Annotated in this window: 26 protein-coding genes; 6 read left to right on the top strand and 20 right to left on the bottom strand. The window is 46.3% G+C overall.

Annotated features, from left to right (window positions below):
* Positions 1-5: 5 nt before the first annotated feature.
* The 11 genes from QVE09_RS21995 to QVE09_RS21945 all read right to left on the bottom strand — a co-directional run bounded on the left by QVE09_RS21995 (position 6) and on the right by QVE09_RS21945 (position 7372).
* Complete coding sequence (locus QVE09_RS21995; RefSeq protein ID WP_167483655.1) at positions 6-155, bottom strand: hypothetical protein; 150 nt, start codon at positions 153-155, stop codon at positions 6-8.
* Between the two features lie 53 nt (positions 156-208).
* Positions 209-940, bottom strand: a complete 732-nt coding sequence (locus QVE09_RS21990) for a metallophosphoesterase family protein (protein WP_315938500.1) — start codon at positions 938-940, stop codon at positions 209-211.
* Entirely contained in the window at positions 937-1881 is a 945-nt protein-coding gene (locus QVE09_RS21985; RefSeq protein WP_315938499.1) for a GNAT family N-acetyltransferase, read from the bottom strand. Before QVE09_RS21985 ends, QVE09_RS21990 begins: the two co-directional genes overlap by 4 nt.
* Before the next feature lie 38 nt (positions 1882-1919).
* On the bottom strand, positions 1920-2381 hold the full coding sequence (locus QVE09_RS21980) for a DUF6896 domain-containing protein (protein WP_315938498.1): 462 nt from the start codon (positions 2379-2381) through the stop codon (positions 1920-1922).
* Complete coding sequence (locus QVE09_RS21975; protein ID WP_315938497.1) at positions 2378-3115, bottom strand: DUF1361 domain-containing protein; 738 nt, start codon at positions 3113-3115, stop codon at positions 2378-2380. The genes QVE09_RS21980 and QVE09_RS21975 overlap by 4 nt, the downstream gene beginning before the upstream one ends.
* A gap of 41 nt (positions 3116-3156) precedes the next feature.
* A complete protein-coding gene (locus QVE09_RS21970) occupies positions 3157-3585 on the bottom strand; it encodes a GNAT family N-acetyltransferase (protein ID WP_315938496.1) in 429 nt (142 codons plus the stop codon).
* Positions 3586-3602: 17 nt separating this feature from the next.
* Positions 3603-4052, bottom strand: a complete 450-nt coding sequence (locus QVE09_RS21965) for a GNAT family N-acetyltransferase (RefSeq protein WP_315938592.1) — start codon at positions 4050-4052, stop codon at positions 3603-3605.
* A gap of 32 nt (positions 4053-4084) precedes the next feature.
* Positions 4085-4495, bottom strand: coding sequence for a GNAT family N-acetyltransferase (locus tag QVE09_RS21960; protein WP_315938495.1), 411 nt, complete (start codon positions 4493-4495; stop codon positions 4085-4087).
* 128 nt (positions 4496-4623) lie between these two features.
* Positions 4624-5850 carry an amidohydrolase gene (locus QVE09_RS21955; RefSeq protein WP_315938591.1) on the bottom strand — a complete coding sequence of 409 codons (1227 nt, stop codon included), beginning with the start codon at positions 5848-5850 and terminating at the stop codon, positions 4624-4626.
* Between the two features lie 220 nt (positions 5851-6070).
* A complete protein-coding gene (locus tag QVE09_RS21950; protein ID WP_315938494.1) occupies positions 6071-6625 on the bottom strand; it encodes a methylated-DNA--[protein]-cysteine S-methyltransferase in 555 nt (184 codons plus the stop codon).
* 42 nt (positions 6626-6667) lie between these two features.
* Entirely contained in the window at positions 6668-7372 is a 705-nt protein-coding gene (locus QVE09_RS21945) for a DNA alkylation repair protein (protein WP_315938493.1), read from the bottom strand.
* 188 nt (positions 7373-7560) lie between these two features.
* On the opposite strand from QVE09_RS21945, the gene mgtE reads away from it, so the two are divergent.
* A complete protein-coding gene (gene mgtE, locus QVE09_RS21940) occupies positions 7561-8931 on the top strand; it encodes a magnesium transporter (RefSeq protein WP_315938492.1) in 1371 nt (456 codons plus the stop codon).
* Between the two features lie 72 nt (positions 8932-9003).
* On the opposite strand, the gene mmsB is transcribed toward mgtE, so the two are convergent.
* The 6 genes from mmsB to QVE09_RS21910 all read right to left on the bottom strand — a co-directional run bounded on the left by mmsB (position 9004) and on the right by QVE09_RS21910 (position 17401).
* Complete coding sequence (gene mmsB / locus QVE09_RS21935; protein WP_036674453.1) at positions 9004-10167, bottom strand: multiple monosaccharide ABC transporter permease; 1164 nt, start codon at positions 10165-10167, stop codon at positions 9004-9006.
* Complete coding sequence (gene mmsA, locus QVE09_RS21930) at positions 10136-11701, bottom strand: multiple monosaccharide ABC transporter ATP-binding protein (RefSeq protein ID WP_315938491.1); 1566 nt, start codon at positions 11699-11701, stop codon at positions 10136-10138. Before mmsA ends, mmsB begins: the two co-directional genes overlap by 32 nt.
* A gap of 21 nt (positions 11702-11722) precedes the next feature.
* Positions 11723-12808, bottom strand: a complete 1086-nt coding sequence (chvE, locus tag QVE09_RS21925; RefSeq protein ID WP_315938490.1) for a multiple monosaccharide ABC transporter substrate-binding protein — start codon at positions 12806-12808, stop codon at positions 11723-11725.
* Positions 12809-13126: 318 nt separating this feature from the next.
* Complete coding sequence (locus QVE09_RS21920; RefSeq protein ID WP_397387081.1) at positions 13127-14425, bottom strand: response regulator; 1299 nt, start codon at positions 14423-14425, stop codon at positions 13127-13129.
* Positions 14426-14433: 8 nt separating this feature from the next.
* Positions 14434-16302 carry a cache domain-containing sensor histidine kinase gene (locus QVE09_RS21915; RefSeq protein WP_315938589.1) on the bottom strand — a complete coding sequence of 623 codons (1869 nt, stop codon included), beginning with the start codon at positions 16300-16302 and terminating at the stop codon, positions 14434-14436.
* A 91-nt stretch (positions 16303-16393) separates the two neighbouring features.
* The gene (locus QVE09_RS21910) at positions 16394-17401 is read right to left on the bottom strand and encodes a substrate-binding domain-containing protein (RefSeq protein WP_315938489.1); all 1008 of its coding nucleotides are present in this window, start codon (positions 17399-17401) and stop codon (positions 16394-16396) included.
* A gap of 203 nt (positions 17402-17604) precedes the next feature.
* On the opposite strand from QVE09_RS21910, the gene QVE09_RS21905 reads away from it, so the two are divergent.
* Both QVE09_RS21905 and QVE09_RS21900 read left to right on the top strand, forming a co-directional pair.
* On the top strand, positions 17605-18186 hold the full coding sequence (locus QVE09_RS21905; protein ID WP_315938488.1) for a LysE family translocator: 582 nt from the start codon (positions 17605-17607) through the stop codon (positions 18184-18186).
* Positions 18187-18205: 19 nt separating this feature from the next.
* Complete coding sequence (locus tag QVE09_RS21900; RefSeq protein ID WP_315938487.1) at positions 18206-18991, top strand: AraC family transcriptional regulator; 786 nt, start codon at positions 18206-18208, stop codon at positions 18989-18991.
* Positions 18992-19338: 347 nt separating this feature from the next.
* Here QVE09_RS21900 and QVE09_RS21895 read toward each other — a convergent pair whose 3' ends face one another.
* Positions 19339-19917, bottom strand: a complete 579-nt coding sequence (locus QVE09_RS21895; protein WP_315938486.1) for a hypothetical protein — start codon at positions 19915-19917, stop codon at positions 19339-19341.
* A 172-nt stretch (positions 19918-20089) separates the two neighbouring features.
* Here QVE09_RS21895 and QVE09_RS21890 point away from each other — a divergent pair, with 172 nt between their 5' ends.
* Positions 20090-20755 (top strand): phosphatase PAP2 family protein, encoded by a 666-nt coding sequence (locus QVE09_RS21890; RefSeq protein ID WP_315938485.1) that lies wholly within the window; start codon positions 20090-20092, stop codon positions 20753-20755.
* A gap of 171 nt (positions 20756-20926) precedes the next feature.
* On the opposite strand, the gene QVE09_RS21885 is transcribed toward QVE09_RS21890, so the two are convergent.
* Positions 20927-22360 carry a glycoside hydrolase family 1 protein gene (locus tag QVE09_RS21885; protein WP_315938484.1) on the bottom strand — a complete coding sequence of 478 codons (1434 nt, stop codon included), beginning with the start codon at positions 22358-22360 and terminating at the stop codon, positions 20927-20929.
* A gap of 310 nt (positions 22361-22670) precedes the next feature.
* Between QVE09_RS21885 and QVE09_RS21880 the strand changes: the two genes are divergently transcribed.
* Positions 22671-23612 carry a helix-turn-helix transcriptional regulator gene (locus tag QVE09_RS21880; protein ID WP_315938483.1) on the top strand — a complete coding sequence of 314 codons (942 nt, stop codon included), beginning with the start codon at positions 22671-22673 and terminating at the stop codon, positions 23610-23612.
* Between the two features lie 73 nt (positions 23613-23685).
* Entirely contained in the window at positions 23686-24501 is an 816-nt protein-coding gene (locus QVE09_RS21875) for a class I SAM-dependent methyltransferase (protein ID WP_315938482.1), read from the top strand.
* Between the two features lie 99 nt (positions 24502-24600).
* Here QVE09_RS21875 and QVE09_RS21870 read toward each other — a convergent pair whose 3' ends face one another.
* Complete coding sequence (locus QVE09_RS21870) at positions 24601-25395, bottom strand: hypothetical protein (protein WP_315938588.1); 795 nt, start codon at positions 25393-25395, stop codon at positions 24601-24603.
* Positions 25396-25469: the final 74 nt, after the last annotated feature.

Here is a 25469-nt window from a genome sequence, read left to right as displayed (position 1 = left end):
CCTTTTTACCTTCGCTCTTTCAATAGGTCCTTAATTTCCCTTAACTCTGATAATATTTCTTTGGTGTGCTGGCTATTTTTTGAGTTATCTATTCCAACTTTCACAACATAAATACCGAGGAACAGATACACCACCAACATAATGATCATTCCCATGTACCTCTCTCCTTTCCAAGTAGCAGCACATTGCTATGAACGTTTACTCAAGTCTATACACCCTCTCTCTCCAACTGATTCCCATGGAATGCCTTCAAAAGAAAAGCCCGATCCGGAACGTTCAATCGTTCATACGATTGCAGATACTCCCTATTGTCATATGGAACGCCAAGGAATTTCACATCCGTTTTGCCCTCTTGGAGATCCACAATCCCATATCTGGAAATGGCAAGATCGTTACAGCCTAAAGCTCCCGGATTCATATAAACCCGCTGATCTGTCCTATAATAATGAAGAATATGATAATGACCAAAACAAACCAAATCATTAGTCGTCCCCTGATACTTCGCGTCTAATTTGGTTCCGGATGGTTCTTTATCGATAACATCCAACTTGTCGTTGCTCATATGATAGTGAGTTAGAAGGAACCGACGTCCTTCTAACTCTTTTTCAACGAATTTCGGTAGAGCTTGTATTCTCTTGATCGATTCTGCACTTAGATGTTGACCAATCCATTCATGGTGCTCAGCTATGCCTTTATGTCCTTCTAATGGACCCTTATTTTGGAGTAAGCTCAATACGGCCTCTTCATGATTCCCCGAAATCGCTATCATATTTTTACGGCTGTACAACATCTCGATCACTTCATTGGAGTAAGGGCCAATACCGATCATATCCCCCAAACAAAATGTATGCTCAACATCTCCTCTGGAATCGATATCAGCTAATACCGCTTGAAGAGCAGGGAAATTCCCATGAATATCGGTTAAGATGGCAACCTTCATTGTGACTCCTCCTCAGGAATATACATCGTCTGAATCTCCTGTACACCCGGAATAAATCCCAGATTCAGATATACGGACTCGGCATCATTTCCTTGCATCACATACAATCGTAGGACAGGATACTGACCCTTAAGCGCATTCAAAGCTCTCTGTAACATCAGTGTAGCAAGCCCTCTTCCTCTATATGCCGGCCGAACCCCTATGCTGTATACAGCAGCCTGATTATCCTGCAGGCAAAGACGACAGTTGGCAATAAGCTGCCCCGTTTCCTTATCGTATACAAGCGTGGAGGCTTGAGTCAGAATTTCATTCGTATAATTAGGGTCATCGCTTGGAATAAAATCTGCAAGCGTGGTATGTTTTCTTCGTGTAGCTTCAAGACTTCCTGCAAAACTCTCCAGGTCACATTGAGCAATCTCATCTTCATTCACATATGTTCTGGTGCCGGTTTCACTTTCAATAATCTCTGGACTCTTCACGGTTACCCTGCTGTCCCACTCGATCTCAAAATGATCTGTAGGCCGCTGCATCCAGCGACATCTGAACTCCACTGGCCAGAATCCAGCTCTTGCGTATAGATCAACTTGGTCTGGAAGAATCTCAAAGGTCAGAATGCGTTTGGTGCGATCGGACCACTGTAATAATTTATGCTTCAGAAGCTTCAATACCTCAAAGCACTGCTGGAATGGCGGGATAAAAAACAAATGATACATCCGGTTAGGCTCCATTCTCACGCCACCTATTTTGCTTTCCCCCTTGTAAATCCAGTACGCACTGATCTTGGAAGAACTAAACTCTTCTTCCCTGAAAAATCCGACATAACGCATATCATAATAAACCGTGCAATATAATCCCCATTCGGCAAAATCAGCTTTGCGAATCGAAAATTCATCCGACAGATCATATTGAAGAATATCTGTAGACCATTCCGTTAAACTCATACGTCATTCCTCCTCAATTCTAATTACATGTACAGCAATTAAAGAACCTTTCTATACGCCACCCCGTGAACATGAATTAACACATGCTTTGCCTCCATACGTTCGAAGAAATCCAACATGTCCTTAAAGGGATTCTCGAAATACGAAGTCAGGTATGCAAGCTCTGGCGTTGTTTTTATAAAATTGTAAAAAAAGTAGGGGTCCATGTTGCCCACATCCTCTGGACTACCGAGGAAAACCTCTAATGTCTGCCCTGTTTTTGTATTCTTGAACATACAGTGCTCGCCGTGAACATCAAAATACCAGTTTCCCGTTAATTCTTCTTCTCCATGGATTACATCCGCATTGGACAGCAAATGGTACGCCCCTTCAAGAATTGACGTCCGATCAGGCTGATCGGTTTCCAATATCAGTTGGTCGATCAATTGCCACGCGATTCTTTGGTACATATCCATCACAGCCAACAATTCTTCCGTAATTTCCTGCGTTATCACCTTCATAATTTCAGATCCTTTGCCCTTTCCAATGAAGATGAACTGCTAGACCTTGCGGTTAGCAGAGATAAAATAACGTATCCAAAAAGTTGAACCGTAAATACAATGGCGACAAATTCAACCATCATGCTGTTCGCTGCATTGAAATCATTCACAAGATCCACGAAGATCTTTCCCGGTCTGGATAATACATCCCACGAATTCCACCGATTAAATCTGCCAATGTAGACCCCTATACTGCTCAATAGCAAAATAACACCGATAACCATCATACTAATGTACTTATTAACTAATTGGTTTAACATGCCGTGGAGCTGAATGATCGAACAAGTTGAGAGCAGCAATCCGATAATTGCTACGGCAAACGTCAGGGTGAGTCCATACCAAAAATCAATATTAACCCAAAATCTAACCTCCCCTTGAGCATCAAAATATCTGAATGAATGCAGAATCTCCGTAAAAAGGTAGGCCGCATTGGGCAGAAAAAAGAGCCATACTCCACACATCAGCCCCATACATATCATACTCGTTGTGGTTAATTTCTTATTGAATATGTATCTAATGCAGGATGAGATAATGAATGGTACCCATGCCAGGAACATGTCCCAACTTAAAAATCGATACATATTCGTATCCGTTTGGGCACGTAAATACATCACAACACCTAGACAACAACAAGTAGCCACGAGCAAAGTAACGATGAGTCGGAGATCTTGAACCGGATGTTTGTTATCTTTCATTTCTTTGCTTCTACTTCCTTTTCCTTGATGAATGTTATAAGTTATAAATACTTTTTAAATGCCTTGCTGGATTCTCCGTTGTACCCCAATTTCGTATAAAAGTGATGTGCTTCGTTTCTGGATGATCCGCTCGTTAGAAACACCTTCACACACTTTTTCTGCACACATACATGCTCTATATGTTTCATCAATTCAGATCCATATCCCTTGCTCTGCACATGTTCCGTAATGATAACCCGCTCAACTACGCCAAATGGTCTATTTTCCACCAAAGCATCCAGACAAATATGTAAATGAGCCGTGCCGATCACCTGATCATCCATTTCATACACCAACAAGAAACTGTTTGGGTTATTCCGAACCTCTTCAATCCGTTCTGCCAGTACCTTCGTGTTTAAGTTGTTTGGCAATAATTCTGTATACAGCCTTTCGATAACCGCTGCATCCCTAGCTTCTGCCTCTCTTATCATCAAGCTTCCCCTCCCTGTTACCTCACTTGATAACTTAAAATGATATCACCGTTGTCTTCCAACTCACCCGTTTCTTGAAACCCGATACGCTTATACAGCGCATTTGCCGCAATGTTATGCGGAACATGGGATACCCTGATTTGCCGGCAGTCACTTCTCTCTTGCAACATACGAACTACTTCTTGAATGGCAAGTTTACCGTAGCCCTTCCCCTGGTACTTCTCATCCATCATGAAGCGCAGAATCCAGTAATACCCGTCATTGTAGATCTCGTTATCAAATAAAATAAAACCGACCATCTGATCCTCTGCAAAAATGCCATATGGTTTGGACGTAATCTCCTTCGTCGCATGGATCAATGAATCCGCATTGCTTGCGACCAAATCGAGCTGATCTTCCCGCGGTTTAAGGTTGATGCATTCGAATTCATTTATTTTGGTTATAGGTTGTAACGTCACTTGCTCCATATCCACAATTTTCTCTCCTTGCAGCTTATTTACTAGATTTTCTTGATCAATATAATCTCCAAGGGTTGTGTATCCAGCAACAGAGCCCCTGCATCAATATATCCCAGCTTTCGATAGAAATGTTGGGCATGTTCGTCCGATTGCGTTGAAGTCATCACGGTATCAAAGCCTTGTTGCTTCATTAGACTTTCCCAGTGATGCACCACTTTTTTGCCAATTCCACCGTTTCGATAGGATTCATCAATCCAGATCATATTCATGAAGGGAAGGTTGTCCCAAAAGTAACCGTACCTCATCCATCCAACTCTTGATCCCTCGTCCTCGTCCCATAAGATGAATATTTCTTTCTCAGAAATCTTCGTTTTCACAAGTGACTGATGGATATGCCGATCTCTTTCAATGATATAGTCGTAGTCAGCTTCCGTTGCGTATTCAATCTTCATTTGTATTACTCCCTTCATTAACTACGTCCATCATAACCCAAAATGTGGTATATGCGAACATTTCTTTCCTCTTTTTCCCCCATGCCAAAAAACCACGGTTTCCCGTGGCTGTACCCGCTCTATTTTCCTCAATCCGCTGTTGATCCGCTGACCAATTGCCCCTTGTACCATACGGCCTGCCGCGCAGATCGCCGCGCAACGGCTTCCGCCGAACAACTCGCATGCACCAATACAAAACTCGCGGAGTCGCCTACCTTCGGCCAGACTTGTTCCCCTTGTGAATCCAGCGGTGTGATCCCCCCTGTTACGAATGCCAAAGATTGAGACAAGGACAATTCGTCACTATATCCGTACAGTTCTGCAAAGCGTCCCGCTTTCTCAAGCAGATCCCCGTTGCCAAAAGGAGACCAATGATCTGTCAGGCTGTCTGTGGCCAACTTCACGTCCACACCCATACGGTGGAGCATGGGAAGAGGCATCATCGTTCTGCCAATGGGCACCGTGGAAGCAATGCTCATACCAAGCGAAGCCATTCGCTGCGCCATATCTTCTGCTTCCTGCTGCTCTGCGCGGGCAAACCAGAACGCATGACTTACCGTAACTTTGCCCTGAAGCCCTGCTGCTTCAGTCAGATTAGCGAGTTCCAGCAGTGTTTGTTTACCGGCCTGCCCGCCATCATGCAGATGTATGTCTATACCCGCCTGGTACTGAACAGCCAGTTCAACCATGGCATTCAGTGATTTCTCGATCTGTTCGTCCACCGTATGAGGATCAAGTCCGCCCACATGTGTTGCACCTTCCTTCATCGCTTGGCCCATAAGCTCCACTGAATGGGAGCGAAGCAGTCCATGCTGGGGGAAAGCTACGATTTCCGACGAGATTTTGCCCGAAAATGATTCCAAAGCCTGCCGCGTCGCTTCCAGTCTTTTCAACCCACTGACGGGTTCGATATTACAATGACTACGTACATGAGTGGAGCCGTACCCCTGGATCAAGGTCAGAATGCTCTCCGCTTGACGCTTTGCATCTGGCAGCAGCTTGGGCAACAGAACCTTCTCTTCCTCAATGCGATCGAAAATACTAGAGATACGTTTAACCGCTGTCCACGGCCCATCGTAGTAGGTTTTGTCCAGATGGATATGAGCCTCCTCGAACGAAGGCAGCAGCAAAAGTCCTTTGCCATCTACTTGTGGCAGATCGCTAGACAGCGGGTTGTTTCCTTCCACAATCGCCGCAATCACTCCATCTTCAATTCGCAGATGAGCAAGGGTTGTCCGTGTCCCTGTCACCTGTTCCCCCTCCTGAACATAACCCCGCTCCAAAGTCACGTTTGTTAACCAATAAACCTGCTTCATCATGTCATTCCTCTTTTCTCACCCGGCATTACGTCTTCCGGATACCGATTGATCTATGATCTATGGTACCATACGGGTTCACAGGGCAAAAATACGTAAAACGTTGGTGTTCCATATGCGGAACGTTTGTATTACGCTACATTAATGCATGCAAAAAAACAGACACAATGAAGTGCCTGCCCTGTCCATATCACCTTAATCTTCTATGTTCCCTCTTCCATTAAAAATGAAACCGCGCATGCCCTCCATCGGTCACACCTTCAATCTGTTCGATATCCAGCAGTCTGCGCTTCATCTCCAAACCTCCGCGGAACCCGGTCAGCTTGCGATTAGCCCCGATAATGCGGTGGCAGGGTAGCAGAACCGGAATTGGATTGGCCCCATTTGCAGCCCCAACCGCTCGCACAGCCGATGGTCTTCCAATCGCAGTAGCTATATCACCATAGGTCCGAATTTCACCATAAGGCACACGCCCTAGCTCTCTCCATACCTCCTGCTGGAAGTTCGTTCCGATCAAATCCAGTGGGATTGCATCTGTATAAGCCATCGGTTCCCCTGCAAAGTAGGACTGCAGCCAGTCCACCATGCCTGTTTGTTTCAGCGCATGCTCGTTCTCTTCCAGTTCCACGCCAGGTGCAACTTTCTGTAACCAGCCATTCCAGTCCTCCAGTGTTTCGTTGGGCATGACCACTCGGCACAATCCCTGTTCCGTTGCGAGCAGCACCCATGGACGACCGTCCAACTGCATCGTAGTGTACATCAACTTTTTTCTCATTCGTTTATCGCCCTCTCCGCGGTGGAATGCTTCATGTTAGGACTAGGAGGTAACCTGCTTCTTCACCTTACGTTTCATACTGCGGATCATCTGCTTGCTCTCCGGATCAACGCGATAAGATTCCGTGATTTTCTGAAGGGCCTTATTATACGTAAAATCGTCCAAGGTATTATGGTTCAGATAACGCAGAGTCACCTCAGGTTGTTTCACATAGGCCATTGAGATGGCCCAAGCAACTGCCATTTTCACATAATACGCCTCGTGACTAATCTGATCCAATGCGGTTAGAACCTGATCAATATATCTCTCATTCAGATAAAAATTCAACAGCATTACCACGCCAAACCGAATCTCATATTCCTGATCTGATTTCAGATAGGGCTGCAAAAAAGCCCACATCGGCTCCGAATGCACCTTCGTATATTTCAGTCCCGCACAGAAGCTGTCACACACCGACCAGTTGTCAATCTTCGGTACAAATGTTTCAATAGCCTTTAACAGTTCGTCCAGATCAGCCTGGACATGTCCAATGACCATTGCTTGCAACATCACTTCTTCAAAATATTCATCCTCTGCCGTTTCCAGATACGTGCGCCAGTCCCCGGCGGCAAGCTGCTTGGCAATTTTTCGTAAGGCAGGCAACCTTACACCTAGTACATTCGTGATGTTGGGAATAAGTGCAGCCGAGAATTTCTGATACTCCGGCTCAACCATGCTGAGCAATTGTGTTCTAATATCTGCTTCCACTAGCGCATGTCCTCCTCGTCTGTTGCTATACAACAAGTATATCCTTGCAGCGGCTGTTTGTAAGCCCATATCGAATGTTTGAGCAAGATTACAATATTTTTGGGTGCGCTCTTTTCCCTTCATTTGTTTAACCGCCAGCCCATTTCGTTTAAAAATATGAAGCTAACCGTTTAGAAAGGAGTGTCGATATGAACGGACCTCATACCAAGAAAGATTTCTCCGTAGAGGAGATCACCGAACAACTCGTGCAATATGTGCAATCCCGGAACCTTCCCGATTTCTATAAATTGGTGAAAGAACTGCATCCCTACGACCTCTCACTTGTATATAAAAAGTTCCCTGAAGAAGAAACCAATCGGTTTCTGCTCCTGTTCAAACCTGATGCTCTGGCGGATCTTGCCGAGACCTTGAAGCTGCACGAACAGATTCAACTGTTTGAACGACTTGGGCCGGAACGAACACTTGAAGTCATGCAGCAGATGGACAAAAGTGATCTGATCCGGTTCATGCACGATTTGCCTGCCAAACGCAGAGAAGAATTGCTGTCCAACATGAATCTGGACCACTCTGCCATTATCCGGTCCGTGCTTAATTATCCGCCGGAAACGGCAGGACGTATCATGACAGATCAATATCGGACCCTGCTCGCCCATGAGACAGCCAAGGAAGCCTTGCGACAATCGCAAGGTACCATGCATATATCCTCCTCCAGTTACCTCTATGTGACCGATAATGAAGGCAAACTGGTCGGTGTCGTGAGTTATCGCTCACTCGCCTTGGCAGACAACAAGACCCAGGTTGAAGAACTGATGACCCGGCGGGTGATCCATGCAACGGTAGATATGGACCAGGAAGAAGCAGCACAGCTTCTGCAGCGTTATGAGTTTATGGCGCTTCCGGTAGTGGATGAGAATCACAGATTATGCGGTATCATCCAGATGGATGACGTCATTGATATTATTATGGATGAAGCGAGTGAAGATTTAGCCAAGATGGGGGGTGGCAGCAAGGATATCGACTTTGATACCAAACCACTCGTGGCCGTCAGACGCAGGCTTCCCTGGCTCATCTTGCTTCTATTGATTGGTCTAATCTCGGGAAGTATTGTGGATTTCTTCGAGGATACATTGAATCAGGTTGTAGCACTGGCATTTTTCATGCCGATGATTGCAGGTATGACCGGTAACACAGGAACGCAGTCTCTGGCTGTTGTGGTACGCGGACTGATCGGACGCAAACTCGACAAAGCCACCGTACTCGCACTGATTGGTCGAGAGATCAAGGTAGGAATAATGATTGGCTTGGTATGTGGATTGCTGATTACTGTCATCGCTTATTTCTGGCAAGGGGACTGGTTACTCGGCGCCATTATTGGTGTATCTCTGTTCCTCACTCTGGTCATTGGTACACTGACCGGTACATGCATCCCGCTTCTACTTAGTCGTTTCAAAGTCGACCCGGCTGTTGCCTCTGGCCCATTAATCACCACATTGAATGATATCTTGTCCCTGTTTATCTATTTTGGGATCGCCACACGTTTCCTCGATGCCTTGATGTAAATAGGTTGTGCATACAACAAAACAGACCTGATCCTGATGAGATCAAGGTCTGTTTTTTCATTTTATCAAGTGTTACGCCGATCTTTTATTTTTATTATAGATATCAAACGCTACAGCGAGCAGCAATACCAATCCCTTAATTCCCTGCTGCCAGTCAATACCAAGACCAATCAGGGACATCCCGTTATTCAGCACACCCATAACCAAACCACCGATGATGGCACCAAATACCGTACCTATGCCCCCTGAAGCGGAAGCACCACCGATGAAGCAGGCCGCAATGGCATCCAACTCGAAATTGGTACCCGCTCTTGGCGTAGCCGCATTCAGACGTGCGGCGAAGATTAACCCTGATACCGCGGCAAGCGTACCCATGTTCACGAAAACCCAGAAGGTTACCTTTTTTGTTTTGACACCGGACAGACCTGCGGCCTTCTCATTACCTCCAAGCGCATACACATGTCGTCCCATGACAGTACGATTCATAACGAAGGAGTACACAACGATCAGGACAAAGAGCAGGACCAGGATATTCGGAATACCTGCATAACTTGCGAGTACAAACGTAAACAGATTCGTCACGACAGCCACCACAATCAACTTGAGCAAGAACAGTCCCTGTGACACAACCTCAAATCCATATTTTCGCTGGGAACGGCGTTCCCGCAGTTCATTGACAATGTACCATACGGTGAGCACAAGACCCACAATGATCGATACCAGACCGAAGCCCGAGAATTGAATGTCTGCCAGGAAACCCGAGCTTATTTTCTGGAATCCACCCGGGAAAGGAGAGATCGATTGCCCCTCCAGGACAATCATCGTTAAGCCGCGGAATAGCAGCATGCCTGCCAACGTCACGATAAATGCCGGAATTCGCACATATGCGATCCAGAAGCCTTGCCATGCACCGATCAAAGCCCCAACCAGCAAAGAAGCGATGACCGCAAGCCAAGCCGGAAGCTGCCAATCAACCATCATAATCGCGGCAACGGCACCAACAAAGGCTGCAATGGAACCAACAGACAGGTCAATATGCCCGGTAATGATGACCAGCACCATTCCAATCGCCAGCACCAAAATGTAACTGTTCTGCAAAATCAAATTTGTAATATTAATCGGCTTGAGCAACAGCCCGCCTGTAAGTACCTCGAACAAGAGCATAATCACTACCAGGGCAATAATCATGCCGTATTGACGGATATTATTTTTGAACAGTTTTGTTATCATTTCCATGCTTGCCGCCTCCAGACTTGGTCATATATCTCATCAACGTTTCCTGCGATGCTTGCTCCCGGCTGACTTCACCCGTGATTCGCCCGGCATTCATCACATAGATCCGGTCACACAGGCCAAGAACCTCCGGAAGCTCGGATGAGATTACCAGTACGCCCTTGCCTTCAGCAGCAAGCCGATGAATGATCGTATAGATTTCGAATTTCGCTCCTACATCAATACCGCGGGTAGGTTCATCCAGGATAAGAATATCCGGTCCGGCAAAAATCCATTTGCTGAGCACCACTTTTTGCTGGTTGCCTCCACTCAGATTACCGGTCTTCTGCAAAATACTTGGTGCTTTGATGTTCATGCTTTTCTTCATCTCTTCCGCCACCAGTACTTCTTCACGCTCGTTCACTACCGCGTTTCGCGTCAGCTTGCTCAGACCCGTCAAGGAAATATTGCGCTTGATGTCATCCATCAGAATGAGTCCGTATTCCTTGCGGTCTTCTGTCACATAAGCAAACCCATTCTGAATAGCCTCTGTGACGGTATTGTTGTGGATCGGTTTACCATTCTTAATGAGTTGACCCGAAATATTCCGGCCATAGGATTTGCCAAAGATACTCATGGCAAGTTCGGTACGCCCAGCGCCCATCAGCCCGGCAATACCTACAATCTCACCACGTCTGATATTCATATGGATCTGATCCAGTACCTTCCGCTCGGCATGATGTTCGTGATATACCGTCCAGTCCTTTACCTCAAGGATAATTTCACCAATGGTCGCATGACGCTCCGGATACCGGCTGGTGAGATCACGTCCTACCATTCCGCTAATAATCCGGTCCTCCGTCACTTTTTCCTTCTTCATATCCAACGTCTCAATTGTCTTGCCATCCCGTAAAATAGTCACCGAATCGGATACCTTGGATACCTCATTCAGCTTGTGTGAGATCAGGATACAGGCGATGCCCTGTTTCTTGAATTCCAGCATCAATTGCAGCAGATTTTCACTGTCGTCCTCGTTCAGTGCAGCGGTTGGCTCATCCAAAATAAGCAGTCGTACCTTTTTGGAGAGCGCTTTCGCAATTTCGACCAGTTGCTGCTTGCCTACCCCAATGCTGGATACCAGCGTGTTTGGATTTTCGCTCAGTCCCACCTTCGTGAGTAGTTCTCGTGTACCTACAAAAGTTTCCTTCCAGTTGACAATTCCTCTGCTGGCACGCTCATTGCCCAGATATATATTTTCCGCGATTGAAAGGTAGGGAATCAGGGCCAACTCCTGATGGATAATGACAATTCCCAGATCCTCGCTCTGCTTAATATTCTTGAACTCACAATTTTTGCCCTGAAATAAAATGTCGCCTTCATACGTGCCATGTGGATATACACCACTCAGTACCTTCATCAAGGTAGATTTACCTGCGCCATTTTCACCACATATGGAATGAATTTCGCCTTCACGGACTTTCAGATTGACATTTTCCAGCGCTTTGACGCCAGGAAAGGTTTTGGTGATGTTTTTCATTTCCAGAATGATTCCGGCCATGGGATGTGCTCCTTTCATTTATTATTTCAGTCCGATTTCTTCCTTCGTGTAATACTGTGTACCAACGATATCCTGCTCCACATTTGTACGGTCCACTGAGATCGGATCCAAGAGATACGCCGGAACAACCTTAATTCCGTTGTTATATGATGTTTCATCATTAACTTCTGCCTGTTTTCCTTGCAAAATGCTATTGGCCATCTCTACCGTCTTCTCCGCTAGCTTGCGTGTATCCTTGAACACCGTCTGCGTCTGTTCCCCGGCCACAATGGACTTGATTGAGGCAAGTTCTGCATCCTGTCCTGTAATAACGGGTAGCGGCTTGTTCGAAGTACCGTAACCAATCCCTTTCAAGGATGAGATGATACCAATACTGATTCCATCATAAGGAGATAATACTGCATCCAGATGATCACCCGAGTAATACGCACTCAGCAGGTTATCCATCCGTGACTGGGCCAGTGCCCCGTCCCAGCGCAAGGTCGCAATCTGGGCCATCGTCATCTGCTTGCTGCGTACCACCAGTTTGCCGGAATCGATGTACGGCTTCAGCACAGACATCGCACCGTCGAAGAAGAAATAGGCGTTATTATCATCAGGAGAGCCACCAAACAGCTCAATGTTATATGGTCCTTTTCCATCCTTGAGCCCAAGCTTTTGTTCGATGTAGGAGGCTTGAAGCACACCCACCTTAAAATTGTCGAACGTGGCGTAATAGGTTAAGTATGGCGTATTGCGAATGAGCCGATCATACGAGATCACTTGTATCCCTTCGTCATGCGCTTTCTTGATTACATCCGTTAATGTGTTGCCATCCACGGACGCGATGACCATCACATCCACACCTTTGGTGATCATGTTTTCAATCTGTGAAATCTGATTCTCAACCACATCCTCAGCATACTGAAGATCGGTTTTGTACCCCTGCTCCTGAAACAGGCGGACCATGTTCTCCCCGTCTCCCACCCATCGTTCTGATGATTTGGTTGGCATCGATATACCGACATATCCCTTTTCTTTACTGCCTGGGCCACTCTCTGCCAGATTGCAGGCCGAAAGCATCAAGGTCATCACCAGAAGCCAGATGAGCATTGCACCTTTTTTCATATGAAGTTCCCCTTTCCTCACGTCATACGGTTCTGAATGAGTTATAAGATAACGCTTACAATGCATGTAGTGCATCCTGTTGCTTGCTGTTCCTATCTGAGACCAATCGTAGCATTGGAGAAGCCATAAGGTCTTTGCACGTTTTGAACCTTTTTTATAAAAATTTAACTTTTGATGGAAACGCTTAAAGTACAAGTTTGATCCACGAGATACCATTCCAGAGTCAAAAAAAAGGACATGCTCCACTTCGCTTCACACGAAGTAGAACATATCCATCTCATTTATCACACGTCTGAATGAACAACTGTATTACGATATTTAATTCGCGGAAGGATGATAAGCCGTCCCCCCGTTCTTTCGATACTGCACAGGCGAAATGCCCATTGTTTTCTTAAATGCAGTGCTGAAATAATGCTGGGTATCATAACCTACACGCTCAGCTATGGTGTGGATCGGCAGTGTTGTTGAATCTAATAACTGTATAGCCTTGCGAATGCGAGCATGCGTGACAAGTGTGACAAAGGAATCATTCAGCTCTTTCTTCAGCACACGACTAAGATATACGGCAGATACTTGTAGACGGGAAGCGAGTGATTCCAGGGTCAGTTCCCGCTCGGCATACTCTTCGTGAATAAGCTGTCTTGCCCGGCGAACCAGAGGTGACAACTGCACTTCCCCGAATACCCTTTCACGGCAATGACGGTACGTATCCGGCGTTTCTTCCAGTGTCCCTGCATGTGTCTCCACATGAGCATGAATGGCAATATTCAGGCAAGAACTGATCTGCTGTTCCAGAAGGGACTCTATTTCTTCAGGGGCTTCCTGCCACAGACACATGCCGATCAACCCGCTTACGTCCCGAAACAGGACATGAGGCACGTCCCCCAGAAGTTCACTAATTATATTTTCCACTGCAAACAGAAACAACTGACGATCATTCTCTCTCAGTATCGTCTGACGAGCTTCAGCAGCAGGCCAGCGTACGACCCCGACCTGCACAGGTGGGACGGCGGGCAGCCGCAAAAACACAAGTTGCTCCGTCAGATCCCTCCCTTCAGCCTGCCCCTCCAGCCACTCCAGCATAAATCGCTGGCGAAGCAACGGGATATTACGTTCAATCTGATGAGCTGCCTGTTGTACATATGCCGTCCTCTGGTGCTCTTCAGTAAGTCGCTGATGCAATCGCTCAAGTGCAGCATATAATTGTTCTGCTTGCACAGGTTTTAAGATGTAATCCTCTACGCCAAGACGAACCGCCTCCTGCGCATATGCAAATTCATCATGTCCCGAGATGATCAGGTAACGACAGCCCGGGCACTTCTGCTGAAGGGCACGGATTAGTTCGATTCCGTTCAGGAATGGCATGTTCATATCAACGAGAACAATATCCACACCCAAGTCAGCAGCCCGTTCCAGCGCTTCCTCGCCATCTTCCGCTTCACCTACAACTTCCATCCCGAGAGTTGTCCAGTCAATGGCATCCCGAATCCCCTCACGAATGATCGGTTCATCATCCGCGATGAGCACGCGGTATTTCTTTGCCATGTGGCTATCCGGCGTAATCTCCATTACCTTGGTTGATTCGGATGTCTCATCTATCCCAGTGGAAGTTGTCACGGTCGATTTTATGAATTTTCCCATTCATTCTCCTGCCTCTCTTCATTATTGATCTGCTGGATTGGTGGGAGCTCTCGCATCAACGGATGAATGATGGTCACACGAGTTCCTTCACCTTCCTGGCTCTCCAGTTCAATACCGTACTCATCGCCAAAGGACAGCCGGAGACGGGCTTGCACGTTCAACATTCCATAACTTTTGCCTGTCATCCCAGGCGAAGACGCTTCCAAACTTGCTAGAGGAGCTTCAAGCAGATGCTGCATCTCGGCAAGCCGTTCGTTGGACATTCCTGCTCCATTATCCTGAACGGTCAGCAGCAGTCTGTTATGTTCCAATCTGGCCTCCACCCAAATGTGTCCCGGCCCACGCCTGCCCTTAATTCCATGATAGATTGCATTCTCTATTAGGGGCTGAAGTAGCAGCTTTAACACGAAGAGGTCCCGCAGTTCCTCTGGAATATTCAATGTATACTGAAGACGATCGCGGTATCGTGTCTGCTGAATTTGCAGATAGCTGGTCATATGCTCAACCTCGGAATGCAGCGGAATGTAATCCTGTCCTTTACTAAGCCCTATGCGAAATAATCGAGATAACGCGCCAACCATGCCGGACACATCTTCTGCACCCTCTTTGCGTGCCATCCAATGAATCGTATCCAGGGTATTGTACAAAAAGTGTGGTTTGATATGCTCCTGCAAACTCCGCATTTCAGCGTCGCGCTTCTGCCGCTCCCGCAATTCATTTAGTGATATCAGTTGTCGAATCTGTGCCAGCATGCGGTTATAACTGTTGCCAAGCATGCCAATCTCATCAGCGCGATCGCTCCAGCGGCCTGGTCTGAGATTGCCAGTCTCCGCCCTGCGCATGTAGGACATGAGTCGGAAAATGGGCTGAGCAATAGAACGGGAGAACCATAAAGAGGCGCTCAGGCCAAACAAACAAACCACAAATACAAAGCTAACCACGTAAAACTGGATTTGGCGTACTTCGGATATCGAGTCTCTTGTGGGAAATACCCCTACCGTTCTCCAACCTGTAAAGGTAGACGACTGATACATGAATAATAACGTTCCACCTTCTGTATCGGCGGTAAACGTTCCACTCTCACCGGAGGGGAACCAGTCTGTGGGAATGTGTTCTATTAGCGGGTGCTCCGGCTTGTATACACTTTGACCTTCTGCATCCGTCACCATCACATAACCGGATTTCCCCAAGGTTACATTACGGGCAGCCTGAGAGACCGACCTTAGTTTAAGATCAATCATAATAACCCCCCGCACACGTCCTGACGATTCATCCGTTATGGAACGTGCAACCGATACAATCTCATCATCCTTGTACCGTACATGTGTCGTGAGATTACGCTCTTTCGGCTGACCCAATACCATGAAGATGCCCGGATTGGCCGAAGCTTTTTGATACCAATTTTCCTGGATCAGGCTCTGTTCCACTCGGGGATACATCTCGTTGCTAATATAGTCACCATTTGCATTGACGAGAACAATCCCGGCGATTTCAGGATACAATGTTGTGAACCCCTGCAAGGTTTGTTTGATGCCATATAACCGATTTTGCTCCGTTTCGGCATTGGTGTCCATGTTCATCGGTTCGATGCCTGCAACATCATTCGGTGGCATTTTGTCGTTCATAAAAGCATCAATATCCGGATCAAATGCGATCAGATAGGTCATGTTTTGCAAATTCTCCATTTTGCTGTTCAGAGCTTCATTCACTTTGCCAATCAGTTGCATGGTATGCCCTTCAACCTGTCGCTCAACTACGCGCTCCACCGTCCAGTTCACAAGCAACCCAAGTCCTACGGAAGGTACAATGGCGAATAGCAGAAAAAGCAGCATCAGCTGGTACCGAAGGGGCATATTACGCAAGCGTAAACGCCGAATCCCGTTCCTGAAAGTGGAGAGAATCGCTCTCCTGCTCCAAGGCCTTGGACTCTTGAAATCCCCCTTGTTATTTGGCATAGTAATCATCCACATCCGAGCGTGTCACCACAGAGATCCCTGTGTCCACCATCACGGGAAGCGGTGCATTTTCACCGGATGAGGATGGGGCAGGAACCGTTAACTGGTGATGCAGATGGAACAGATATTGGAGTGACCAATATCCCATATTCCAGGTTCCCTGTGCAATTGTAGCTGAGATCGTACCGTTCTTGATCATATCCAATGTAGTCTTATTTGTATCAAACGAAATAATCTGCAATGGATGTCTGTCCCCGGCAGTCTGAACGGCTTCACCCGCTCCTGCTCCTCCGGTAGCTTCGGTCACAAAAATACCCGCCAGCTCCGGGTGTTCCTTCATCATTCTCAGTGTTTCGTCTCTGGATACCATCGCATCACCGTGTCCGTCTGCAACTTCAACAATCTGCATGGAAGGGTATCTCTCCTTGATCGTATCGCGGAAACCCTTCGTGCGCTCTTCATGATTTTGTTGTCCGGGCAAGGTTAATACCGCGACCTCTCCCTCACGACCCAGCAGTTCAGCCATTTTATCGGCAGCCATTACACCCGACTTGTAATTATCTGTCCCAAGAAAAGAATAGGCCTGGCTATCAGGTGCATCCGCGTCAAATAATACAACAGGGATATCTGCGTCGATTGCCTTGTTAATCGCTGGAACTAACGATTGAGGATCGATTGCAGATATAGCAATGCCTGCGGGTTTACGAGCGATAGCCTGCTCGATTACCATGGTCTGCTCCTTCGCATCATACCGGGTAGCCCCGCGATATTCTACGGTCACGCCAAGTGCATCCGCGGCATCCTCGAAACCTTTGAGCGGGCTCTTCCAATACTCCAGCCCGGACTGGAATGTAATCATGATATACGTCTCTCCGATATCGCCGCGCAGCCCCCGGTCCTCCCAAGAACTGTTTACCTGACTGGTGTATTCAAACCTCAATACATACAACGCAAATGCTGAGATTAGCAAAATGTAAACAAGTAGCATTTTTTTCATTCCGTTCACTTCCTCAAGTCGTCTGATCACCTTGTACATCGTCTAAATTGTAAACGCAATCATTCAAAAAGAAAACCACCCCTTATCTTTTAGAAGCAAGCTCCTGTTGCTAACCGTGTACCTGCTGCAATAATGTACTATATGGTTTCTCCCTTTGGACGTATGATCATGAAACTAAACTACAACCAGAGGAGAGCATCATCATGAATCTTGCATCTTTTTTAATCTACTGCATCGTCGTTACGTTCAGCCCAGGCCCTAGCAATATCGTAATTCTTTCTTCCGTACAGCAGGTTGGGGCGCGTCAAACGATGCAATATGTGTGGGGAGCTACGCTGGCATTTGGTCTGCTGCTTACCGCATCAGCTTTTCTTAATCATCTTCTTGCGGGAGTGTTACCCGGAGTTCTGAAGGTGATGCAGATTGTCGGCGGCCTGTACATGGTGTATCTGGCGTACCAGATCTATAAGATGGGTACCACCGAGGATGCACCAAAACAAGTTACCGGATTTTGGAACGGTTTCATCATGCAATTTGTGAATCCAAAGGTCGTCTTGTTTACTTTCACTGTCATTCCAAGTTATGTATTGCCCTTTTATCAAAGTTCATTCTCATCGTTTCTGTTCGTGCTGCTAATTACCTTCATTGGTTTTCTTGCCTATTCCAGCTGGGTTGTTTTTGGCACGGTTTTCAGAACGTTGCTGAATCGCCACCAAAAATTACTGAGTATTCTCATGACACTTTTTTTGTTATACTCAGCCATTATAGTATCCGGATTAATCTAAAGCTTGGGAGGTGTGCTGCATGGAACGGTTTAACTATAAAAAGTCGCAAGACGTGCTGGCACTATCCGCCAGCTTTACTGATTTTGCATACAAAAAACATTGCCACGAAGAGTATGCGATCGGCGTAACCCTGCGTGGCATTCAACAATACAATCTGGACGGACAATATCAGGCGTCTCACCAAAATGGTGTCATGTTGTTCAACCGTGAACAGTCTCATGATGGAAGCTCCTATGATAAGGCTGGCATTGACTATGTGATGCTGTATTTGAAGCCGGAATTGGTAGAGGAGATTATAGGCAAAAAGGAATTGCGTTTTGGAAGTCCCATCGTCTATGACCCCGAGCTTGCACGTAACATTCTGATGCTGAACGATGCCGTTCAACTCAGACAGAACGAAGCCGAGTGCAGCGAACGGGTCTTCGATCTGGTTCACCTTCTGGCTCAGAAGGAGATGGATACCAAGCTCTGGTTGCCTCAGGACAGTTTGGTTCGCAAAGCCAAGGAAATCATGTTTTGCAGCACCGAAGATGTGCTCAAGCTGGACAATCTGAGCTCCGAATTTGGCATGTCCAAGTTTCAATTTATCCGTGAATTCAAGGCACACGCAGGCATATCCCCCTACCAGTTTTTCTTAAACTGCAAGGTGGAGCGTGCCCGTCAATCCATTGAAATGCAGAAGGACGTCTATGCTGCTGTTGCCGATTGCGGATTCGTTGATCTGACCCATCTGAATCGTCATTTCAAACGGGTATTTGGTGTCACAGCTTATGAATACATGTTGCAGTTAAACTATACAAATTGAACTAAAGAATATTTACACTGGCCACTCCGATGACAGAATAACCTTCTGATCGCTGTTATCCCCAGATTTTTTTGATCCCTTTTTATAAAGGGAAAATCCGGTGATAGCGTATGCTTCCGATGCAGCTTTCTTTCAGAAAGCTTTTAGGCGAACGCTCCGCTTCTTCAAGTTCTTTCTGTCCTCTCCGTTTTGTGTAAATGTTTAGTTCAATTTATATAGTTTCATAAGATTGATAGTCCCAGCTCCAATTGGATACAATTTTGACGCCACTCCTAAAAATTCCCGTATGGAGCGCCAATAGATCTTAACGCTCTGTACGGGGATTGGCTTCTTTTTTCGTTGGGCAATCAGATTCTTTTCTTTCGTTTCCATATCCACACGATTGCCAACGCTGCTAATAAAATGACTGCACTGTATAAGATAAGATAGAAAGGCCCAGTTCGCCCATCACCATCATTGGTTTCTCCAAAATCTTCTTTACTTACAACCTTGCCCGCGCCCAGCAATTTCAAATCGTCTCCGGCTTGTTCACTTGGAACATTGCGGCTGCACAGATTCGTATGAAGCTTATGATCCACTTCATATTGATAAGCATAGATCAGGTAGGACTGATTCTTTTCAAATTGAATGCCACAGGATTCAGACCCACCATCACTCGCGAGGATTTTCATCTTTTTGGCGTTAACCCCCTTCCATGCCGTATCTACATCAAAGGTATACTCTCTTAATAAGCCATCATGCTTCGACTGTTGAGAACGTCCCTTCTTCACCACTTCTCCTGTAAATACCGTTGTGTTTGTCTTCAATCTCTCTTGAACATCACTCTCAACACAACTGCAAGCATACACTTTCTCTCCGGGAAATAGAGCTAACCCAGACGTAACCAACAGTAAGATCAACATGCACATCACCAAACGTCGTTTCATTCCGACCGCTCTCCTCCTACATTCTCTGCTTGAATAAGCGTTGTTAAGGTTACATATTTTTATTGCTGCTATATTTATTGTAAAATTATAGCACAATACAAATATCGTTATGTCCGAGATACACAAGGACACAACATACGAAATCAACCATCACGGAGGAACTCAACATTTGATGCACAACTGGAAAAAGAATATCTCATTCCCGCTGCTCGTTGCAGCGTTATGCATGATCGCTTTTATAAGCATCGCCCTGTCCATCAGCGACAACCAGATTCATCGATTTGATGACACGCTGATCGGCTGGATTCAGGGATTGGAATCCCCTGGTATGACAGAATTCATGCACCTTTTTACCTGGATCGGCAGCGAAATGCCAGTGGTCTTCATTACCATCATCGCCATGATTGTGTTATACGTTTGCCTGCGACACAAACGCGAACTGCTCTTCCTGGCTTGTGTGCTTGCAGGTTCAACCCTGTTAAATGCATTGCTCAAACTGGTATTCCAGCGTGCCAGACCTACGATTAACCGAATTATTGAAGTGAGCGGCTACAGCTTCCCCAGTGGGCATTCCATGGCTGCATTTAGCCTGTATGGTGGACTGGCCTTTCTAATCTGGAAACATGTACCCACTGTTATGGGCCGTGTGCTGATGATTATTGCCAGCGCCGTATTTATACTGACCATTGGTATAAGTCGTATCTACTTGGGTGTGCATTATCCAAGTGATATCGTAGGCGGATACTTCTTAAGTGGTTGCTGGCTCTCCACCTGCATATGGTTTTACCGCCGTCACTTGCAGCGCATGTCCCAACTGCAAAGCAGAAGACTGGCATAGTCGCCACCAGCGCATGCACATAGAAATACCCGGCTTTCCTTAACTGAAGGATTGCCGGGTATTTTTATATTCTTATATTTGATCCTGAATCCATCCTGAACGAGTTCAGAACCTATAAGAACCCGCCTGTCCTATTTCAAGGAACAGACGGGTCTTGATTTTTATACCAAATTACAACACTTCACCATTGGATTCGATGACTTTTTTGTACCAGTGGAAACTCTTCTTCGGTGTTCTGCTTAAATCTCCGTTACCGTCGTTATCCTTGTTGACATGAATGAAGCCATAACGCTTCTTCATCTCTCCAGTGGATGCACTAACCAGGTCGATACATCCCCACATGGTGTAAGCAATGAGATCTACGCCATCAGCTACCGCTTCTTTCATCTGTTCAATGTGACCTTTCAAATAATCAATGCGATAGTCATCCTGAATGGAGCCGTCTTCCTCTACCACATCGACAGCACCCAAACCGTTCTCAACCACCATCAGTGGAATCTGATAACGATCATACAGATGATTCAGTGTGTAACGCAGTCCTTTTGGATCGATCTGCCAACCCCAGTCGGAAGCTTCGAGATATGGATTTTTGATACCGCCCAGCAGATTACCTTCTGCTCTCTCGAGGGACTCGTCCGCACTCTCAACCAGAGACATGTAATAACTGAAGGAATAGAAGTCTACGCAGCCTTCACGCAAAGTCTGCTCGTCTCCCGGTTGCATCTCGATCTGGATACCTTCTTCGGCGAAGAAACGTTTGGCGAATCCAGGATATGCTCCACGAACCTGTACATCACCGCAGATCATATTGGAGATTTGGTCTTTCTTCTGTGCAAGCAACATGTCGTCCGGGTTACAAGTATTTGGATAGGTTGTCATGAAAGCGACCATACAGCCGATCTGGAAATCAGGGTTAATCTCATGTCCCAGCTTCACCGCTTTGGCACTCGCAACGAATTGGTGATGTAATGCCTGGAAACGAGTCTGTGGATCATCCACTCCGTCCACCAGTGTCTCTTTGCCTTCAAACAGAATACCTGCAGCCATATAAGCACCCATCGGCATCGTCAGACAGTTGATTTCGTTGAACGTAAGCCAGTATTTCACTTGATCTTTGTAGCGGTTGAAGAGAGTTGTACAATAACGGATATAACAATCGATGACTTCACGGGAAGCCCAGCCATTATACTTCTGTGTCAGACCGAATGGCGTTTCATAATGGGAGATCGTTACGAGCGGCTCAATATTGTACTTTTTCAACTCGGCAAAGACGTTATCGTAGAACTGCAATCCCTCTTCGTTTGGCTCCAGATCGTAACCGTTCGGATAGATCCGGGACCAGTTAATGGACATGCGGAACATTTTGAAGCCCATCTCTGCCATCATCGCGATATCTTCTTTGTAATGTCCGTAAAAATCAACCGCTTCATGGCTCGGATAATACGTCCCCTCTTCCAGTACAGGTGTAATCCGGCGTGGAATCGTGTGGGTTCCTCCTGTCATCATGTCAGACGTGCTAGGCCCCTTGCCACCCTGGTTCCATCCACCCTCGAATTGATTGGCAGCCGTTGCGCCACCCCAGTAAAATCCTTCTTTCATTGTCATGACCAGTTCCTCCTTCATATTTAACTCATTTCGATATAAAATGCTTGATATTATGCGAGTAGCCGTTCCGGTCACGAATCGTTCTTCTGATCGCTGTTATCCTCGGATTTCTTTTATTCTTATTTCTAAATGGAAAAATCCGATGATAAAGGCGAACACTTCGTTTCGTCAGAATCGATATCGTCCCCTTCACTACTTCGCAATAAATGAAGAACACAAATTATAAGACTGAGTCAAAATGTCTTGGTAAGACTTTTACACCAGTGTACCATCCATACCCTGACACCTATTGTCATGGTATAATCAGAGCATGGAAAATAACCGATTATTTCGAATGTTGCTTTTGTTATTGGAGAAAAAGAAAGCCACTGCACCCGAACTCGCCCGTATGTTCGAGATTTCTGTTCGTACGGTGTACCGTGATATCGACCGGCTGAGCGCTGCGGGTATCCCCGTCTATACGACGACCGGCAAGCATGGCGGTATCCATCTGATGGATAACTATGTCATGGACAAGTCCCTGTTGTCGGAAGAGGACCAGAACGAAATTTTGATGGGACTATACAGCATCAGCGCAATCCCACACCTTAATAGTGCCCATATGTTGCAACGGCTGACCGCCCTGTTTGATCACAAGCTGGATTGGATCGAATTCAATTTCTCACCATGGGGCAGCATCCCCCTGCAAGAGAGAGAATTGTTCAATCAGGTGAAACAAGCCATATTAACGAATCAACTGATTACGTTTCATTATGTTAATTCGGATGGTGAGAAAAGCATGCCGACTGTAGAACCACAGAAGCTTATTTTCAAAAACAGTACATGGTACTTCAAAGGGTATATTCATGATGATCCTGATCGGAAAGAATTCGAAACATTCAAGATGAAACGGATTACCCAATTGACTTTTCTAACGAGAAAACACGATCACCCTGTTCATGCGGGGTCAACCTACCCTGAATCAGAAGCAACTCCTGTCCTGACTCCTCTTACACTCTCGTTCTCCAGCAACATAGCATACCGAGTGTATGATTTTTTCGAACCGTCCCTCATTAAAAAAGAGCCTGATGGCAGGCTCCGTGTGTCTCTCGAACTGAATGTAGGGGAATGGCTCTACTCCTTCCTGCTGTCGTTTGGTTCCGAGCTGACCGTAATCGAGCCTGTTCATGTTGGACAGGAATTGCTCAGGCGTCATATCAAAGCCGTTGAACATTTGCAGAACGTCATGAACAAACTACCCAACAATGAATGATATAATATAGGCCTATACAACTTTTGATCACAGCTGACTCTCCGTCATCCATCTGACCGAAGGAGGATTATCCATGCAAGACATTAGACGCAACAATGTGGAACGTTTCAAAGGTTTTGGTACGTTATACGATCAGAACCGACCAGCTGCTCCCACTGAAGTGGTGGATATTCTAACGACATATCTTGGCAACACACCGCGTATGGTCGCAGATATTGGCTGTGGCACCGGCTTATCCTCGTGGATCTGGCTTAATGAAGCTGAACGTATCATCGGCTTTGAACCCAGCGATGACATGAGGTCTGTAGCAGAATCCAAGTGGGAATCTGCCGGGAAGCCGGATAACCTGCGGTTTGTGTCCGGCTTGTCTCACGACCTAGGACTACCAGATGGCAGTGTGGATGTGCTGACCTGCTCGCAATCGTTTCACTGGATGGAGCCGCAACCCACACTACGCGAGTTTGCACGTGTTCTTCGTACAGGGGGCATATTTGCAGCCTACGATTGCGACTGGCCGCCAATGTTAGACTGGCAGTTAGAACAAGCCTATCTGCAGTTGAATAAGGAAGCAGATCAACGAGCAGCCAGTCTGGCTCCCCAGGATAGTCAGGCACACAAATGGAGCAAAGATGGGCATTTGCAGCAGATTCAGCAGTCCGGGCTGTTCCGATATGTGCGGGAAATCGTGTTTCATCACCACGAGACATTCACTGCCGATCGATATGTCAATCTCGCCCTGAGCCAAGGCGGGCTGCAAACAGCGTTGAAGCTTGGAGCGGATGATCTATTAACAGCTGCTGACGAGTTCAGAGCGCTGGCTAATCGTGTATTTGACGGAGAATCCAGAAGAGTACTCTTTTCTTATCGCATGCGCCTTGGTATTGTCTGAAAGTAGTCCGTTGCTTGCATCTCTCGTACATACCAAATGCAATAGGGAGGACCTACACGTCATAAACATGATCTGTAGGTCCTCCTTTTGTCCACATCCTCAGGAGGAGAACAAGTCACTTAATTGTCCTTCCTGTATATTCAATGCCAGTACCAATTTTGTTGGGTCCTGCCTTGAATAAATGACGTTAATGATATGACCTTGCTGCACCTGCGGCAGCGCAGATGACAAAATCTCTTTTTGCGTTGTCACATTGAAGGTTTCACCGTTCGTCTTTGTTATGCTGAGTTTGAGCTGGAGCTTGATCTTATTACTGCCTCCACTCCCAAGTGGAGTGACATCGAGAATCTTGGCCATCGCTTTTTCACCTGTTCTCGCAATATCCATCATTTCAGGCGATACCCCCTGCTGTACCATCTTCTCATCCAGTAATTGCTGCATATCTTCTTGCGACAACCGCCCTTTTAGATCAAGTCCTACCTTGCGCTCATCCTTTACAGAAACGACTAACGGAATGAAACTGCCCGGTTGGAACTGTGCCAGGGAGGTCAATGGAATGACTGCTTTCATCTCGGTATCATATTTCTCTCGCCCTTTAAGCGAAACTGTCAGACCCAATCGAACCTCAGGCTGTTCATTAATATACGTACCTGTCTGTTGTATAGTCTTAATGACCCCAACTGCTGGTAAACCTGTCTTCACTCGACCTACGCCAAAAATATTGCTCAAAATCGCAGGAACAAAGATTAGTGCAAACCCGGCAAAGATTGCCGGAGTATACCACCATGCCTGCATAATCATAAACGGATCGTTCCACAGCTGCTGTGCCAGAAATGGGGAGAACCCCACTCCAAACACCGTTAATATGCCAATCAATCTCAGGAAACCTACCATATGACCCACCCTCTCTTAATCCTTCTCTTAATATCTCTATCAACTCCTTTAATAATGTATCTATTAACCGTTGT

The organism is Paenibacillus sp. ClWae2A (assembly GCF_032452295.1).
Classification (GTDB): Bacteria; Bacillota; Bacilli; order Paenibacillales; family Paenibacillaceae; genus Paenibacillus.
Note: the sequence above shows the minus strand (reverse complement) of the source record. Positions and strands in the feature narration are given on the sequence as shown.

Coding starts and splice junctions, on each gene's coding strand:
- QVE09_RS21910 (WP_315938489.1), bottom strand. CDS start 17,401: ATGAAAAAAATGCTACTTGTTTACATTTTGCTAATCTCAGCATTTGCG.
- QVE09_RS21965 (WP_315938592.1), bottom strand. CDS start 4,052: ATGGAGCAAGTGACGTTACAACCTATAACCAAAATAAATGAATTCGAA.
- QVE09_RS21990 (WP_315938500.1), bottom strand. CDS start 940: ATGAAGGTTGCCATCTTAACCGATATTCATGGGAATTTCCCTGCTCTT.
- QVE09_RS21980 (WP_315938498.1), bottom strand. CDS start 2,381: ATGAAGGTGATAACGCAGGAAATTACGGAAGAATTGTTGGCTGTGATG.
- QVE09_RS21885 (WP_315938484.1), bottom strand. CDS start 22,360: ATGACAATGAAAGAAGGATTTTACTGGGGTGGCGCAACGGCTGCCAAT.
- QVE09_RS21985 (WP_315938499.1), bottom strand. CDS start 1,881: ATGAGTTTAACGGAATGGTCTACAGATATTCTTCAATATGATCTGTCG.
- QVE09_RS21895 (WP_315938486.1), bottom strand. CDS start 19,917: ATGAAACGACGTTTGGTGATGTGCATGTTGATCTTACTGTTGGTTACG.
- QVE09_RS21870 (WP_315938588.1), bottom strand. CDS start 25,395: ATGGTAGGTTTCCTGAGATTGATTGGCATATTAACGGTGTTTGGAGTG.
- QVE09_RS21970 (WP_315938496.1), bottom strand. CDS start 3,585: ATGATAAGAGAGGCAGAAGCTAGGGATGCAGCGGTTATCGAAAGGCTG.
- QVE09_RS21880 (WP_315938483.1), top strand. CDS start 22,671: ATGGAAAATAACCGATTATTTCGAATGTTGCTTTTGTTATTGGAGAAA.
- chvE (WP_315938490.1), bottom strand. CDS start 12,808: ATGAAAAAAGGTGCAATGCTCATCTGGCTTCTGGTGATGACCTTGATG.
- QVE09_RS21960 (WP_315938495.1), bottom strand. CDS start 4,495: ATGAAGATTGAATACGCAACGGAAGCTGACTACGACTATATCATTGAA.
- QVE09_RS21890 (WP_315938485.1), top strand. CDS start 20,090: ATGCACAACTGGAAAAAGAATATCTCATTCCCGCTGCTCGTTGCAGCG.
- QVE09_RS21955 (WP_315938591.1), bottom strand. CDS start 5,850: ATGAAGCAGGTTTATTGGTTAACAAACGTGACTTTGGAGCGGGGTTAT.
- QVE09_RS21950 (WP_315938494.1), bottom strand. CDS start 6,625: ATGAGAAAAAAGTTGATGTACACTACGATGCAGTTGGACGGTCGTCCA.
- QVE09_RS21975 (WP_315938497.1), bottom strand. CDS start 3,115: ATGAAAGATAACAAACATCCGGTTCAAGATCTCCGACTCATCGTTACT.
- mgtE (WP_315938492.1), top strand. CDS start 7,561: ATGAACGGACCTCATACCAAGAAAGATTTCTCCGTAGAGGAGATCACC.
- QVE09_RS21875 (WP_315938482.1), top strand. CDS start 23,686: ATGCAAGACATTAGACGCAACAATGTGGAACGTTTCAAAGGTTTTGGT.
- QVE09_RS21905 (WP_315938488.1), top strand. CDS start 17,605: ATGAATCTTGCATCTTTTTTAATCTACTGCATCGTCGTTACGTTCAGC.
- mmsB (WP_036674453.1), bottom strand. CDS start 10,167: ATGGAAATGATAACAAAACTGTTCAAAAATAATATCCGTCAATACGGC.
- QVE09_RS21915 (WP_315938589.1), bottom strand. CDS start 16,302: ATGCCCCTTCGGTACCAGCTGATGCTGCTTTTTCTGCTATTCGCCATT.
- mmsA (WP_315938491.1), bottom strand. CDS start 11,701: ATGGCCGGAATCATTCTGGAAATGAAAAACATCACCAAAACCTTTCCT.
- QVE09_RS21900 (WP_315938487.1), top strand. CDS start 18,206: ATGGAACGGTTTAACTATAAAAAGTCGCAAGACGTGCTGGCACTATCC.
- QVE09_RS21995 (WP_167483655.1), bottom strand. CDS start 155: ATGGGAATGATCATTATGTTGGTGGTGTATCTGTTCCTCGGTATTTAT.